This window comes from Paenibacillus sp. SAF-068, assembly GCF_051967555.1.
Classification (GTDB): domain Bacteria; phylum Bacillota; class Bacilli; order Paenibacillales; family Paenibacillaceae; genus Paenibacillus.
Genome location: NZ_JBQCJX010000008.1, coordinates 53,198 through 69,324, shown reverse-complemented (window position 1 = coordinate 69,324; position 16,127 = coordinate 53,198). Strand labels below are relative to the sequence as shown.

Genomic DNA, 16,127 nt, shown 5'->3' with positions numbered 1-16,127 from the left:
TGAGCCAAACGATTATTGGCAATTGTCGTGTCCGCCGGAAAAAGGTATACGTTGGGTATGGACATCGACTACAGGAGAGGATGAGGAAAAATGAAAGTTGGACTCAGTACCTACAGTCTGCAACAAGCATTGGATCGCAAAAAATTAACGGTGCCAGATGCCATTCGCTGGATCGCCGATCAGGGCGGGGAACATGTGGAGATTGTACCGATGGGATTCAGTCTGATCGAACATCCGGAGTTGATTGATGAGATTAAAGCTGTGGCAAACGAGGTCGGGATCGATATTTCCAATTATGCTATCGGTGCTAACTTTGCTGTGCAAGAAGATGCCGACGCGTTGGAGCAAGAGATTCAGAATGTGATGCGACATGTGGATGTGGCTGCAGCGCTCGGTGTGAAGCTGATGCGTCATGACGTGGCTTTCCGCCCTGCCCCAGAGGGAACTGTAGCCCAGTTCGAGATTGATCTGCCGGTACTGGTGAAAGCCTGTCAGCGGATAGCCGATTATGCAGCTGGTTTTGGGATTACAACAAGTGTGGAAAACCATGGGTACTATGTGCAGTCGAGTGAGCGAATTCAGCGTTTGTTACACGAAACGGCGCGGGAGAACTTTAGAACGACGCTGGATGTCGGCAATTTTCTCTGTGTGGATGAAGATCCGGTGAGCGCTGTGAAAAATAACATTCCGTACGCGTCGATCGTGCACGCCAAAGACTTCTACTGGAGACCTTCTTACCGGAACCCCGGTGAAGGCTGGTTCCAAACATCGCACGGTAATTACCTGCGCGGTGCCATTGTGGGCCATGGCGATATCGACATGCCTGAGGTCTTCCGTGTGTTAAAACAATCCGGGTATGACGGATATATCTCGATTGAATTTGAAGGTATGGAGGATTGCAAAACCGCCTCACGCATTGCCATGGATAACGTGCGCCGCCTATGGGAAGAGGCATAGGACTGAGTCCTTGTTTTAAATGAATAAAATTGAATCAAATTCTAAAGAAGGCCTGAGTAACAGAGGGGAAGATTGGAATTGTAGGAGCGTTAGCGACCGCCTTTGTCTGCGGATTTCAACCGCTAGAGCGGTCAATAAAAGAAATTTGCAGACAACAGCGGCCGAAAGTCCAAGCATTCACCGTCGTTACGCTAAGCCGAGTATAATTTCTTGAGTCAATTCATATGAAAACGATGGAGGGAATCAGCTCTATGTCCAAATTGAAAGTTGCCGTCATCGGCGCCGGATCCATATCCGATTGTCACTTGCAGGCCTACGCCAGTAATCCGGACGTTGAAATATATGCCATCTGCGACCTGAATGCAGAACGTGCCGCAGAAGTCGCGAAGCAATATAATGCACCTCATGTGTTTACCGATTATAAGGAACTGCTCGCAATGCCCGAGATTCATTCCGTCAGCATCTGTACATGGAACGACTCCCATGCCGAGATTAGCATTGCTGCGCTGGACGCAGGTAAAAACGTGTTATGTGAGAAACCGCTCTGCCAAACAGTGGAGGACGCGCTCGAGGTAGAGAAGGCCGTTCATCGCAGCGGTAAGCTGCTTCAAGTTGGTTTTGTTCGCCGCTATAGCGACAATGCACAGATTCTGAAGAGATTCATCGACGAGGGTGAGCTGGGCGAGATCTATTATGCCAAAGCCTCCAGTCTGCGTCGTCTGGGCAATCCGGGTGGCTGGTTCTCGGATATCAACCGCTCTGGCGGGGGGCCACTAATTGATATCGGGGTGCATGTAATCGACATTTGCTGGTATCTGATGGGCAGACCGAAGGTGAAATCCGTCTCTGCCAACGTGTCCAACCGATTGGGGAACCGCTCGAACATTAACAATCTGTCGTTCTACAAAGCAGCCGATTATGACGCACAGCAGAACACCGTGGAGGATATGGCGAATGCCCTGATTCGTTTCGAGAACGGTGCGAGTCTGCTCGTGGACGTCAGCTTCACGCTTCATGCCAAAGCGGATGAGACTTCAGTCAAGCTATATGGCGACAAAGGCGGTGCCGAGCTGGAGCCGGAAATTTCGATCATTGGCGAGAAATTTAATACCATTTTGAACATGACTCCACAGGTGGATTTCAAATCATTCGATTTTATGGGCTCATTCCGCAATGAAATTAACCATTTCATCGATAGTACGCAGGGCCGCAAAGAAACGCTTAGCCCAGTAGAAGACGGCGTCGAAGTAATGAAAATGCTCTGTGCCATCTACGAATCGGCACGCCAAGGCTGCGAAATCACACTGTAAAGGTAGAATGGTATGGCGTTGTTACGCTACGTTGATATTTTACGACTGCCGTGGCATTAAAAGTTATGAGCACTTCATTCGCCAAGATCAGCCAGTTTACATTCCCTTAGAGGCAAGAGGAGAATCTGGGGGGCATAGTAATTGGGAAGGCACCACAATCCGATCGATGAAGCAACTACGCCCTTTATGTGTTGAACTTTTAAACTTACCATTTAAGCCAAAACGGAGAATAAAAAAAACCAATCCGAAGCAGCGAAGCGCGCACTCTCTACCCTTGAATTCCCTATAGAATCAAGGGAAATAAAGGGGCCATAGTGATTGAAGAGGGCACCGCAATCGAAAAAACAAAGTTACTACGCCCCTTAATAGTAAAACTAGCGTTTACGCCAAAACGGAGAGTGCAGAACCAATCTGAAGAAGCGAAGCGCTCGCCTTTATCACCGGATTTCCAACAATTATAAAGTGAAATAAAAGAAATCCGGGGATAACAGCGATCGAAAGATGGTACTGCACTCGGAGTGACCAGGCGTAACATGCAAGGTTTATCTTTTATCTAATCCAAAGGAGATGAATCAGGATGAGCGAAACCAAAGAAACCGTACTGGAGCAGGAAGAGCAGATCGTCGAAGCTGGTGTGCACAATTTTAGCAGAGAGGACGAATGGATCAAACCGGAAGATCCGCTGCTGAATGAACGGCTGGAGTGGTTCAAGGACCAGAAGCTGGGGCTGATGATGCACTGGGGGCCGTACTCCCAGCTTGGCCTCGTGGAGTCCTGGGCGCTGAGCGACGAGGATGGCGATTGGTCGCGCGATGACATCGACTGGACGGATGACATGGAAGACTTCAAACGGGAATATTTCGACTTGAACAAAACCTTCAATCCGATTCGCTTCCAGCCCGAGGAATGGGCACAGATGGCGGCAGATAACGGGTTCAAATACTTCCTGTTCACCACCAAGCATCATGACGGATTTTGCATGTGGGATACCAAAACGACGGATTACCGGATCACGGGCAAGGACACGCCCTTTCATACTCATAAGTATGCAGACATCTGTCGAGCACTATTTGACGCTTTCCGGGCTAAAGGACTCGGCATCTCAGCGTATTTCTCCAAAGCGGACTGGCATACCCCGTATTACTGGGCACCAGGCATGGAGCGTGGACGTCATATGTGGCGCGGGCCCTCGTACGATCCCCATAAGTATCCGTGGCTGTGGGAGCAATTCGTAGAGTTTACACATGAACAGATCATGGAGCTGCTGTCGAATTACGGACGGATCGAGTGTCTGTGGCTGGACGCTGGCTGGGTTCGCGAAGGTCGCCATGGTCAGGATATCAGGCTCGGAGAAGTCGTGGAACGTGCACGTCAGACCACACAACCTTGGCTCCTGTCTGCAGATCGCACTGTAGGTGGACCGTATGAGAATATCGTTACCCCTGAGCAGACCATCCCGGAACATCCGATGAACATTCCGTGGGAGAGCTGTATTACCGTAGGGAACTCTTTTGCCTTCGGATTCGATGATCAGTATAAATCGGGAAGACAGCTGGCACATATTCTGCTCGAAGTCGTGTCCAAGGGTGGTAATCTGGCGCTGAATGTAGGACCACAACCCGATGGTCGTCTGCCCAAAGGGGCCATTCGAGGTATCAAGGGACTCGGTGAATGGTTGGGTACACACGGAGAAGGTGTCTATGGAACCCGTATATGCGGGCCTTATTTTACGAAAGACTGGGCCTTCACGCAGAAAGAAGAGATCAACACCGTATATGCCTTCCGTTTATACCGAAACGAGAATGAGACCGTGCAACCACAGGTAAACATTCCTTATCTGGAAAAGGTAGAGCGTATCGAACTCGTCGGTAGCGATGACGTACTTTCGTATCAGCAGACGGAAGACGGACTTCTCGTGGAACTGCCACAATCCGCTACAACCAATGAAGCGCCGATCACACATACGTTCAGGCTGGTTACAAGCGCATAGAATGCCATGTCAAATCCGGGGGAGATATAACCACCTCCGGGATTTTTTTATTCATACATAAGGGACACGATTCCCAATAGAAAAGGCTCGCAATTGCTTGTTACACAAGGGTTTGTGGAATAAAGAGAAGTCGGAGAAAATTGCAAATTGATAAAAGTTTACCGGGCGATGTACTATCAAATCAAGAAAGCGCTACCTGGTATGAATGTTTACATCATTTATGTTTAACAAGGAAACGAGAACAGAAAAAAGGATGTTTAAGGGATGTAAATGTAATGTATTATTACACTTGAGGTGTAGAAGGAGTGACGCAAATGAGTCGAGCTACGGAAAGCATACCCGCCAAGATGGAACTCCAGCAGAGGAAACATGTGGAGCCCAAGCGGCAGCATCCATTCATCAAAAGCCTCAAGAAGCACTGGGAGCTCTACCTGCTCGTGCTGCCCCCGGTGTTGTATCTGTTGATCTTCAAGTACATTCCGATGGTAGGTGTCCAGATCGCCTTCAAGGACTTCAGTGTGGTCAAAGGAATCTGGGGAAGCCCGTGGGTTGGCTTCAAACATTTTGAGGCCTTCTTCCAATCTCCAAACTTCTGGCTGTTAATCAAAAACACGATAGGCATCAGCTTCTATTCCTTAATTGCAGGTTTCCCTATTCCGATTTTATTAGCGCTGGCGCTGAATGAGATTCGAACAGGTTACTTCAAGAAGACCGTGCAGATGGTTACTTACGCTCCGCATTTTATCTCCACTGTTGTTATGGTATCCATTATCATCCTGATGCTCTCCCCCCATGTGGGCGTGGTAGACAAGCTGTTCACACTACTCGGCTTTCCGATGACCAACTTCATGGGTATTCCCGAATACTTCAAATCGATATATGTCTGGTCAGGTGTCTGGCAGGGCATGGGATATTCATCGATTATATACATTGCCGCTCTTGCTGGTGTTGATCCATCGCTCTATGAAGCAGCGAAGATGGACGGTGCATCAAGGCTTCGGAAAATCTGGCACATCGACCTGCCATCCCTCGTTCCAGTCACCGTCATCATGTTGATTCTGAGTCTGGGCAGCATTATGGGCGTGGGCTTCGAGAAAATATACCTGATGCAGAATCCGCTCAACACAAGTGCTTCGGAGGTCATCTCCACGTATGTGTACAAGGTGGGTCTGATCGGGGCGAATTTCAGCTTCTCCTCGGCAGTAGGGTTCTTCAACTCCATCATCAACCTGATCCTGCTGGTTATCGTCAACGGCATATCCCGCAAAGTATCCCAGAACAGCTTGTGGTAAAGGAGGAGCTCATCCATGTTCAACCTGATTAATCGTAACCGGATCAAGGACCCGCTTGGTGACCGCATTTTCATGACACTTAACTATATCTTTCTGTTCGCCATACTTCTAACGGTGTTTTACCCGCTCTTGTATATCATCAGTTCTTCGTTCAGCTCTTCACGAGCCGTGACATCCGGCCAGGTGTGGCTGTTCCCGGTCGACTTTAACATTAAGGCGTACATCTCCATTTTCAAAAGCCAACAGCTGATGCTCGGTTTCTATAACACGATCATTTACACCGTGGTAGGCACGTTCATTAACGTCATGTTGACCGTCATGCTGGCGTATCCCTTGTCACGCAAATCGTTCTACGGACGGGGAGCCATTATCATTTTCATGATGATCACCATGTTCTTTGATGGCGGACTGATCCCCACCTACCTTCTGATGAAGGACTTGCACTTGCTTGATACACGTTGGGCGATGTGGTTGCCTGGGGCGCTCGCGGTGTTCCAAGTCATTGTAGCAAGGACGTTCTTCCAGTCTTCCATCCCGGAAGAGCTTGGAGAGGCCGCAGAAATGGATGGTTGCCGGGATATCCGGTATCTGATCAGCGTGGTTCTTCCTTTATCGAAGCCCATTCTGGCGGTCATGACACTGATGTATGCGGTAGGTCACTGGAATGCTTACTTTGATGCACTGATCTACCTGCGTTCCGAGAAGTTGTTCCCTCTGCAATACGTGCTTCGCAATCTGCTCATCCTGAACGCGGCTGATCCGGCAATGCTTGCCAATACCAGCCAGCAGATGCGGGATCAAGGGTTTGAGCAGGTGTTGAAATATGCACTAATCGTTGTCGCAAGTATTCCAATTCTGATCATGTATCCATTTGTACAAAAGCATTTTGTTAAAGGGGTCATGGTTGGTTCCCTCAAAGGTTAATCCTTGTGAGTTAAGCCCGGTTGCCTCTTGAAAGGAGGTGGAAGGAACACGCCGGCTTCCGGGAGTGATTTGATACGTGTGTACTACAACCAATGGTTTGCCGTTATGAACAAAAAGGAGGAGTCAGATTGAGAAAATCTTGGATTTCGATGTTGTTTCTGGTCTTTGCTTCGATGGCTTTGTTGTCCGCATGCAGTTCATCCGAGGAGTCGGGTGGAAGTAGCGACGGTAGCGGGGAGAGCGGCGGTCCTGTAACTATGACCCTCTTTGCTCCGCAAGGCAAAGCGTCCATGGAAGAGAATGAATTCACCCAATTTATCGAAGACAAGTTTGACGTTACCCTAAAATGGGATCTGGCCCCAACGGACGCCTTGCAGGATCGCAGACAATTGCTGCTGGCCAGTGGTGATTATCCCGAAGTGTTTCTTCACGGCAAGTTCACCACCTCAGATCTTCAAACCTATGGAAAACAGGGCGTGTTCCTTCCGCTACAGGATCTGATTAAGGAGTATGGTCCGAACCTGACCAAGATTATGGAAGAGAAGCCATACTTCAAAGAAGCCATCACGGCACCGGATGGCAACATCTATGCACTGCCGATCTTCAATGAATGTTACCACTGTACGTATGCACAGAAATACTGGATCAACACAGAATGGCTCGATAATCTGGGTCTGAAAATGCCAACAACAACCGATGAACTGTACACCGTTCTGAAGGCGTTTAAGACACAGGATCCCAACGGTAACGGGAAAGCGGACGAGATTCCACTTACGGGTGCACCGAACAAGTATGTATGGAATGGCAACATTGATGCCTACCTGATGAATAGTTTTATCTACAATGATAACGACAAGTACCTGATCGTGAACGATGGCAAGGTGAGTTTTGCCGCCAATCAGGAAGGCTGGAAGAAAGGGCTGGAGTACATGAACAAGCTCTATGCAGATGGCCTGATTGATCCGGCTTCCTTCACGCAAAATGATCAGGCGATTGGACAGCTGGGTAACAAGGAAGGCGATGAAGTCGTAGGTTCCATTACAACGGCGCTGGTCAGTTATCTCGTGAATACCTATGACAAAGACATCACCCGTCACCAGCACTGGGAGATCGTGCCTCCATTGAAAGGACCAGATGGAGTGCAAACAACAGGCGCCACACAGAGCGTAGGTGAGTTTGAGTTTGCCATCACGAACAAAGCGACAGAAGCACAGCAGATTGCCGCCATCAAAATCGTAGACTACATGTTCAGTGAAGAAGGGGCACTGTACGCAGAGTATGGACCAACTGAAGGCAAGGGCTGGAAGAAGGCAGATGCCGATGAGAAAAACATCAATGGCGAGCCTGCCAAATACAGCTACTACAACCTGCCTGAGCGTGATCCGAACGTTGTTGTGAACGAGAGCTGGTCACAGATCGGAGCGCATGACTTGTCCAACACATTCCGTAATCTGTTTGCCGAAGGACAGAACCCTTTAGAAGCAGAGGGTTATGGTACACGTTTGGCTCAAGCAACCAATGTGTATGAACCTTATGCACCCAAAGAAGTATACCCAGCGAACGTATTTATTCGTCCAGAGGATACGGAATCAGCTGCACAACTGACTACGGCCATCAAGGATTATGTGCAGACGAATATGGCACAGTTCATTATTGGCAGCAAGAGCATTGATAAGGAATGGGATTCGTATGTCAAAGGCTTCGATGGTCTCGGACTGAGTAATTACCTTGAGATCTACCAGCGTGCCATTGAGAAGAATCAATAATTGAAGGATTGAATATAGAGGCTGTCCCGTCTGTCACCCGTGACCGGGATGGTCTTCTCCTATGACAACCCCACGTCATCCGATATAATGTACTGAATATTTATGGAAAATTAGCGATCAGCACAGATGTTTGTCGTCATTCAGCATGAACAGTAATGGTGGGGGGATCTCGGAGATGAACAACAATTGGTTTAGACGTTTGCTGTTATCGTATCTGCCTGTTTTTTTTATTGTGACGACCATTCTATTCTTTATTTTCTTTCAAGTATTCAATGAACAGAACCGTAGAGAAGCGCTCAAGGCCAATGAATTTCTGGCCTCTCAGGTCACGCAATATCTGGACAACTCCCTGCGCTCCATCGACTTCAAGGTACTGCGTGAGATTTTGACCAACCCTAACTTGAAGAATTATTTCTCGGTATCTGGCAGCGATGATGTGTATGCCGGCATTCAGGCGGTCCAGGTGGTTGATGAATTGAAAATAGAGTATCCGCTGATCGATTCGATATATCTCGTTCGATATGGAGATGGCACGGTCTTCAGTAACGGGAAGGCTGTTCCGATTGAAGAGTTCCCGGATGCAGACTTTATTGCAGATAGCCGGACGAGGGATGAACAAAAGTGGGCAGGGGCACGAGCATTCCGGGCTTTCCCTTCACAAGCGACGGAGCAGGTGATTACAATTGTGCGAAGTGTAGGGAACGGCAAAGGACTGGTAGTCACCAACGTGGACCTGAGTACTCTGAGGAAGTCCATCATGCAGATGTATGATCCGGAATTTACGTTTGTGAACATCTTCAACCGTTCAGGCGGCAATCTGTGGGATAGCAGCATACCAGAAGGGATTACAGCTTCCGCTAAAACCACGTCGGGAGAAGTCTTCTCTGAATTTACGTCGAGTTATAGCGGTTGGAAGGTGCAGACAGGTCTCAATAACGGCAAAATCGTCAAATGGGCTCTGCAATTTTATAATATCTGGTTTGTCTTTGCTGTAGTAGTTGTGTTGATTGGCGTGGTGTGGGTGATCTATGTGACCCGCAGAAACTACAAGCCGATTCAGCAGATTGTCACGTTAATTCAGACCGTCTCTTCGCAGAAACAATCCGGACTGAACTATGGCAAAGAGAATGAGTTCCGTTTCATCCATACCACGCTGGAACGAATGATTGATCAGACGAGGCAGTATCAGGAAGAGCATGAAGAGAATCTGATTTTGCAGAAAAGGATGTTCTTTCAGGAGTTGCTTGAAGGCACACGAGACTTTACGAGCACGGAGCTAACAGCAGAGATGAAGAAGTTCAAGCTGCCTGAGCTGGAGCATCGTTGGGCTGTCATGGTAATTGAAATGGATCGGTATAATGCATTTGTGACGGAGTATCATCATCAAGACCAATCCCTCCTGAAATTCGTGTTGTCCAGTATTCTGCAGGAGAGTGCACGCCATGAAGGAACGGAAGTATGGGCTGAATGGATCTCCGATCAGCGTCTGTACGCCATCCTCTGGATGCCGGACATGGAACAGGCCGAGGAGACAGAGCATCGATTGCTGGCTGGTTATCTGGACAGGATTGATCAGTATCTGAACTTCACCGTGACCATTGGTGTGGGTCGGGTTGCTGTCGATATTCGGGGGTTGAGAGCTTCATTGAAAGAAGCTGTGCACGCGCTGGAGTACAAGGCTGTACTGGGGATAAATCGCATCATTCCGTGTAGCGATGTACCGAATTCGACCAATGATGTGTATGAGTTCCTGAAGACCATCTCACTGCTGGTACAGGCGATGCGTTTATCGGACGATGTCTGGGAAAAGCATTTTGAAAGACTGTTTGAACAAATCAGTGAGTCTGTCCTGTCCCGTCAGGAGATTATGAATACGGTCCAATTGTTATTTCAACATTACAATCGGGAATTTGCCGAACTTCCACGGGAGTATCAGGAGTCGTGGGCCGCTATATTCACCCCGCTTCTCCCAAGGCTTGAGGGCTGGGAGACGTTAGATGATCTGCGTGAGCTGTGCTGGGAAGGGTTCCGGGAACTGGCGCTACAGATGCAGACGCTGCATTGTTCCCGAAAACACAGATCACATATTCTGGAGATTCGCAAATATATTGAAGAGCATTACAACAATCCCGATCTGTCACTGAACTACCTTAGTGATCGATTCGATATTAATCCGAAGTATCTGAGCAAGCTTTTCAAGGATGAGATTGGGGAGAAGTTCGTGGATCTGCTCATTAGTCATCGCATTGAAAAAGCCAAACTGCTCATGCAGGAGACCGATAAGGCCATTCAGGAGATCAGTGAGGAAGTGGGATATACCAACTATAATTCCTTCAACCGGGCTTTCAAGAACGTGGTAGGTATGGCACCAAGTGACTACCGGAAAGCCATGTGACGCAAGTTCACGCGCCTAACTAATTCCGAACGCATAAGGAGAATGTGCATATGGACTATAAAGATGCTTCGCTTCCCATTCAGGAGCGGGTTCAGGATCTGATCGGACGGATGACAACGGCAGAGAAGATTGGACAACTCATTCAGCCGATGGGCTGGAAGACATATGTGAAGGCAGCAGATGGCACAGTACAGGTCACGGAAGAGTTCGAAGTGGACATGGAACAAGGCGGTGTCGGTTCCTTGTATGGCGTGCTTCGGGCCGATCCGTGGACTGAAGTGACGCTGGAGACAGGTCTGACACCACGGCAGGGAGCCGTTGCCACGAATGTCATTCAACAGTATGCCATGGAGCATTCCCGGCTGGGCATTCCCATTTTGTTCGGGGAAGAGTGTTCACACGGGCATATGGCAATTGGAGCGACAGTGTTTCCCGTACCGTTAACGGTGGGCAGCACGTGGAATATGGAGTTATACCGCAAGATGTGTGAAGCCATCGCTGTGGAGACCCGGAGCCAGGGAGGAGCGGCAACGTATTCCCCGGTGCTTGATGTGGTGCGTGACCCGAGATGGGGACGGACGGAGGAATGTTTCGCCGAAGATCCATACCTGATCGGTGAATTTGCTGTAGAAGCCATGAAGGGATTACAGGGTAACCGTCTTGATTCCAACCAGACGATTGTGGCGACACTCAAGCATTTTGCGGCTTATGGCAGCTCGGAGGGCGGGCGTAATGCAGCACCTGTGCATATGGGAATACGTGAATTGCATGAAATAGATCTGTTGCCGTTCAAAAAAGCAGTGGAAGCCGGGGCTTGTTCCGTGATGACCGCGTATAACGAGATTGATGGCATGCCTTGCACGTCCAGTACGTATCTGCTGAATGACCTTCTGCGCGAGCAGTGGGGGTTTGCGGGATTCGTCATTACTGATTTTGGTGCCATTCAGATGCTCGTCCACGGACATAACACCGCGGAGAACGGGGAGCAGGCGGTAGCGCAGGCCCTTCAGGCAGGGGTAGACATGGAGATGTCCGGGTACATGTATCGCAAACATCTCGCTCAGGCGCTTGAGCAGGGATTGATCGAAGAGAAGGATCTGGACTTGGCTGTGCGGCGGGTGTTGGAGATGAAATTCAGACTTGGGTTATTTGAACAGCCTTTCGTAGATCCTGACTTTGCAGAGCAGGTCATCGGATGCGAGGATCATATTCAGTTGGCGAGGGAAGTTGCGCAAGAGGGGATTGTTTTACTGAAAAATGAAGGGAGTACATTGCCACTCTCCAAAACAGGCACCAAGCTGGCCGTCATCGGTCCGAACGCGAACCATATCTATAACCAGCTTGGAGACTACACCTCGCCACAGCCGAGAGAACAGATCGTCACCGTACTGGATGGCATTACACGCAAGCTTGGCTCGGATTCGGGTCAGGTATTGTACGCACCGGGTTGCCGGATTAAAGGCGATTCCAGAGAGGGTTTTGCACAAGCGCTCGCCTGTGCGGAACAGGCCGATGTCATCGTGATGGTGATGGGTGGTTCCAGCGCCCGCGATTTTGGTGAAGGCACGATCGACTTGCGGACAGGAGCGTCTGTGGTAACGGATGATCCATGGAACGATATGGAGTGTGGCGAAGGTATTGACCGGGCGTCGCTGAATCTCATGGGTGTCCAATTGGAGCTGGTGCAGGAGGTACATAAGCTGGGTAAACCGGTTATCGTGGTCTATATTAATGGCCGTCCCATTGCCGAACCTTGGATTGATGAGCATGTTCAGGCCATTGTGGAGGCGTGGTACCCAGGGCAGGAAGGTGGTAACGCGATCGCAGATATTCTGTTTGGCGATGTGAATCCATCTGGCCGTCTGACCATTTCCATCCCCAAGCATGTTGGGCAACTTCCGGTCTATTATCATGCCAAACGCACGCGTGGCAAGCGGTATCTGGAGATGGATCTTGCGCCGCAGTATCCGTTCGGATATGGACTGAGCTACACCGAATTCAAATACGAGAATGTAAGGGTAGTGCCGGAAGTGATCGGTCCGGAAGATGAAGCACAGGTGATGGTTGAAGTCACAAATACCGGAGCAGTTGCGGGAAGTGAGGTTGTACAGTTGTATTTCACCGATGTATCGGCTTCGGTCACGCGGGCTGAAATGTCACTAAAAGGGTTCCGCAAAATCCATCTGGAGCCAGGAGAGACCCAGACCGTTACGTTCCCTGTGCAAAAAGAACATCTCGCACTGGTCGACTCTCGTCTTCAGTCTGTCGTGGAACCAGGCGAATTCAAGCTTATGGTTGGTCGCAATTCCACAGACTGGATCGCTTGCAGTCTGCACATCCAAAAGGTGGGGGTGGAGGTATGATTCGAATACAACGATTCATCGAAGATCTGAAGCAGCGGCAATGGCTGGATACGATTGAGTTTCCAGAATGGCATATGCAGAAGGCCCGGTACATTCGACCAGGGGAATACGAGTATGAGCAGGAATATGAACCTAAAGATGAGCGTTCAGACAAGGCTATGCGGAGCTTGAATCCGCTGAACAGCGTACACGGAACGACGTATTTTCTGAGTAAACGTGTGGAGATTCCGGACAGTTGGCAAGATCGGGCCATTGGGTTGATCTTCGAGGCTGGAGGAGAAGGGCTGCTGAAGGTGAATGGTTTGCCTTATCACGGACTGGATCGGAATCACGGATTCGTACCTCTTCCGCGAAGTCGAGTAGGGAATACACCGCAGTTGGAGATTGAACTCTACGATCCGATCCCGGAGCCACATGATCCACTCAATCGACAAGCTGTGATTCAGCCGCCTATTCAGGGCATTCGCACAGCATTGGTTCATATCAATCAGCCATTGCAGAGCCTGATGTATAGCGTGACGGTACTCGCGGAGTCACTCCGGGCATATAACGAGAAGGAGCCCAAGCGGATGGCGCTTGTTCAGGCCATTCACCAGGTGATGGATGAGATGTATAATGATCCGGACCGCTGGACGGATGCAGCATGGATACAGAATTTTGAACATGGACTGGTACAGTCAGTGCAGCAGGAAGACCCGGAGGAATATCGAAGTGGCTTCATGCATCTGGTTGGACAATCCCACATTGATATTGCCTGGCTGTGGCCTGTGCGAGAGACGGTTCGCAAGTCCAGTCGCACGTTCTCGACCATGTGTACCTTGATGGATACGTATCCGGATTTTGTGTATTCCCAGAGCCAGCCGCAGCTGTATGCCTTCGTAAAAGAGCATTACCCAGAGCTGTACGAGCGAGTTAAAACCCTCATTGCTGAAGGCCGCTGGGAGTTGGTCGGGGGCATGTGGGTGGAGCCGGATCTGAATATTCCGAGTGGGGAGTCGTTGGTTCGGCAGATTCTGTATGGACAGAACTTCTACCAGGCAGAGTTTGGCAAACGCTCCAACATCGAGTGGCTGCCCGATACCTTTGGCTACTGTGCTTCCTTGCCGCAGATGCTGAAGCTTGCGAATATTCCTTATTTTATGACGACCAAACTGAATTGGAATGACACCAATGCGTTTCCTTATGACCTCTTCGACTGGGTAGGCATTGATGGTACTTCGGTACTCGCTTATCTGAATCATGGGGTGAATGAGCATACGCGGCCCAAAGATGTGGATGAACATTGGCAATCGTACAAACAGAAGGATGTGCATCCCGAGCAGATGTTGCTCTACGGACATGGCGATGGTGGCGGCGGTGTGACGAATGAGATGGTGGAGTTTGCAGAGCGATCCCACTTGATGGTGGGGCAGCCAATCAGCAAATTCAGCACGGCAGGCGCTTTTTTTGAAGACATATCGTCCAATAATCCAACGTTGCCAAAGTGGCACGGAGACTTGTACCTGGAACTGCATCGGGGAACCTATACGACCCATGCAAGGAACAAACGCAGCAACCGTAAGGCAGAGGTATTGTATCGGGAAGCAGAGATCTGGCGGCAGTTTGCCGGAGCTTGCGCTGCACACACGAAGAATGATCTGGATGAAGGCTGGAAGCTGATCATGCTCAACCAGTTCCATGACATTATTCCGGGAACGTCGATTCCTGAAGTATACGTAACGTCCACCGAGGAGTACACGAAGGTTTTTGCTTTAGGGACATCCGCATTGCGGGAAACGCTGAATACTCTTACGGAGAATATTGCGACAGATGAAGTCGGTGGTCTTCCCTACGTTATATTCAACAGCCTCGGCTGGGAACGTGGAGAGAACATCACCATTACAGGGGATGCTCACCTCGCCGGGATGGCTGCATTCGATCGTCAAGGAAACCGTCTGGCCTGTGATCTGGAGCAAAAGGAAGACAAGTATACGCTACTCGTGCATGTTCCATCGATTCCTGCTTTTGGGTATACAACCATATGGCTGCGCGAGGCATCGGATGTTATCCTTCCAGTAAGGGAAGTAGAACCCTTCCCTTCCACGTGGGAAACTGAATTCTACATCCTTGAGTTCAATGACTTGGGAGAGATCACCCGATGGTATGACAAGAAGGCAGAACGCGACTGGCTGAAGCCCGGCGATCGGGCGAATGAGTGGCAGTTTTTCCACGACAAACCGACGTACTGGGATGCCTGGGACATCGATCCACGGTTTGAATCCCAGCGGGCAGGTGCGGTGCAGTTGATCTCCAGAGAGGCTGTACAGCACGGGACTACGCGGGATGTACTACGTTTGGTCTGGAAGCTGAATCAATCGGAGATCAGCCAGAATATCATTTTGCATCGCCACCAGCGGCGTGTTGATTTCCATACGAAAGTGAATTGGAATGAGAGCCATAAGCTGCTCAAGGTGGCATTTCCGGTGGATCTGGTGGCAGCCAAAGCAGCCTATGAAATCCCGTTTGGGGCGTTGGAGCGTCCAACCCATAACAACACCAGTTGGGAGCAGGCGCAGTTCGAGGTCTGCGGGCATCGCTGGGCGGATATTTCGGAGAGCAATAGTGGCATGAGCTTGCTGAATGATTGCAAGTACGGATATGACATCAAGGATCGGACGATCCGCCTGTCCCTGCTTCGTGCTCCGAAATGGCCAGATGCACATGCAGATCAGGGGCATCATGAGTTCACGTATTCAATCCTGCCCCATCAGGGAGATTGGCGACAAGCTGCAGTCGTTCGCAGGGCGATGGAACTGAATCATCCGGTGGAGGTTGTTGCAGCGAGTCCATCTTCGGGTCACTTGCCAGCTGAACACACTTGGGTTCAGTTTCACAGTGAGCATGTCATTCTGGATGCCATTAAGGCTGCGGAAGATGGCTCGGGAACGGTGCTGCGTTTCTACGAATCATCAGGAGGTCGGGAAACGGTGCATGTCCAGTGGGCTGACAAAAAAATCAAGGCGTCCATCATTAATCTGTTGGAGGATGAGATTCATCCGTTGGCCAGTGTGAATGGAGCATTCGAACTGACATTCAAACCGTATGAGATTAAGTCGGTGAGACTTGTTGAAATATAAATAATGAGTTGAAC

9 protein-coding genes are annotated in these 16,127 nt (G+C 49.7%); all 9 read left to right on the top strand.

What is annotated here, in order from left to right:
- The first annotated feature begins 90 nt into the window (after window positions 1–90).
- The 9 genes from ACTHPG_RS26045 to ACTHPG_RS26005 all read left to right on the top strand — a co-directional run bounded on the left by ACTHPG_RS26045 (window position 91) and on the right by ACTHPG_RS26005 (window position 16,113).
- Window positions 91–957: a sugar phosphate isomerase/epimerase family protein gene (locus ACTHPG_RS26045; protein ID WP_440392277.1), complete on the top strand. Its 867-nt coding sequence runs from the start codon at window positions 91–93 to the stop codon at window positions 955–957.
- A 251-nt stretch (window positions 958–1,208) separates the two neighbouring features.
- Window positions 1,209–2,267 (top strand): Gfo/Idh/MocA family protein, encoded by a 1,059-nt coding sequence (locus tag ACTHPG_RS26040; RefSeq protein ID WP_440392276.1) that lies wholly within the window; start codon window positions 1,209–1,211, stop codon window positions 2,265–2,267.
- Window positions 2,268–2,844: 577 nt separating this feature from the next.
- Complete coding sequence (locus ACTHPG_RS26035) at window positions 2,845–4,257, top strand: alpha-L-fucosidase (RefSeq protein WP_440392275.1); 1,413 nt, start codon at window positions 2,845–2,847, stop codon at window positions 4,255–4,257.
- Between the two features lie 314 nt (window positions 4,258–4,571).
- Complete coding sequence (locus ACTHPG_RS26030; RefSeq protein WP_074093076.1) at window positions 4,572–5,549, top strand: ABC transporter permease; 978 nt, start codon at window positions 4,572–4,574, stop codon at window positions 5,547–5,549.
- 15 nt (window positions 5,550–5,564) lie between these two features.
- A complete protein-coding gene (locus tag ACTHPG_RS26025; protein WP_440392274.1) occupies window positions 5,565–6,473 on the top strand; it encodes a carbohydrate ABC transporter permease in 909 nt (302 codons plus the stop codon).
- Window positions 6,474–6,601: 128 nt separating this feature from the next.
- Window positions 6,602–8,239 (top strand): extracellular solute-binding protein, encoded by a 1,638-nt coding sequence (locus ACTHPG_RS26020; RefSeq protein WP_083679689.1) that lies wholly within the window; start codon window positions 6,602–6,604, stop codon window positions 8,237–8,239.
- Between the two features lie 175 nt (window positions 8,240–8,414).
- Window positions 8,415–10,634 carry a helix-turn-helix domain-containing protein gene (locus ACTHPG_RS26015; RefSeq protein ID WP_440392273.1) on the top strand — a complete coding sequence of 740 codons (2,220 nt, stop codon included), beginning with the start codon at window positions 8,415–8,417 and terminating at the stop codon, window positions 10,632–10,634.
- Between the two features lie 50 nt (window positions 10,635–10,684).
- Window positions 10,685–12,997, top strand: a complete 2,313-nt coding sequence (locus tag ACTHPG_RS26010; RefSeq protein ID WP_440392272.1) for a glycoside hydrolase family 3 N-terminal domain-containing protein — start codon at window positions 10,685–10,687, stop codon at window positions 12,995–12,997.
- The gene (locus tag ACTHPG_RS26005; RefSeq protein ID WP_440392271.1) at window positions 12,994–16,113 is read left to right on the top strand and encodes an alpha-mannosidase; all 3,120 of its coding nucleotides are present in this window, start codon (window positions 12,994–12,996) and stop codon (window positions 16,111–16,113) included. Before ACTHPG_RS26010 ends, ACTHPG_RS26005 begins: the two co-directional genes overlap by 4 nt.
- Window positions 16,114–16,127: the final 14 nt, after the last annotated feature.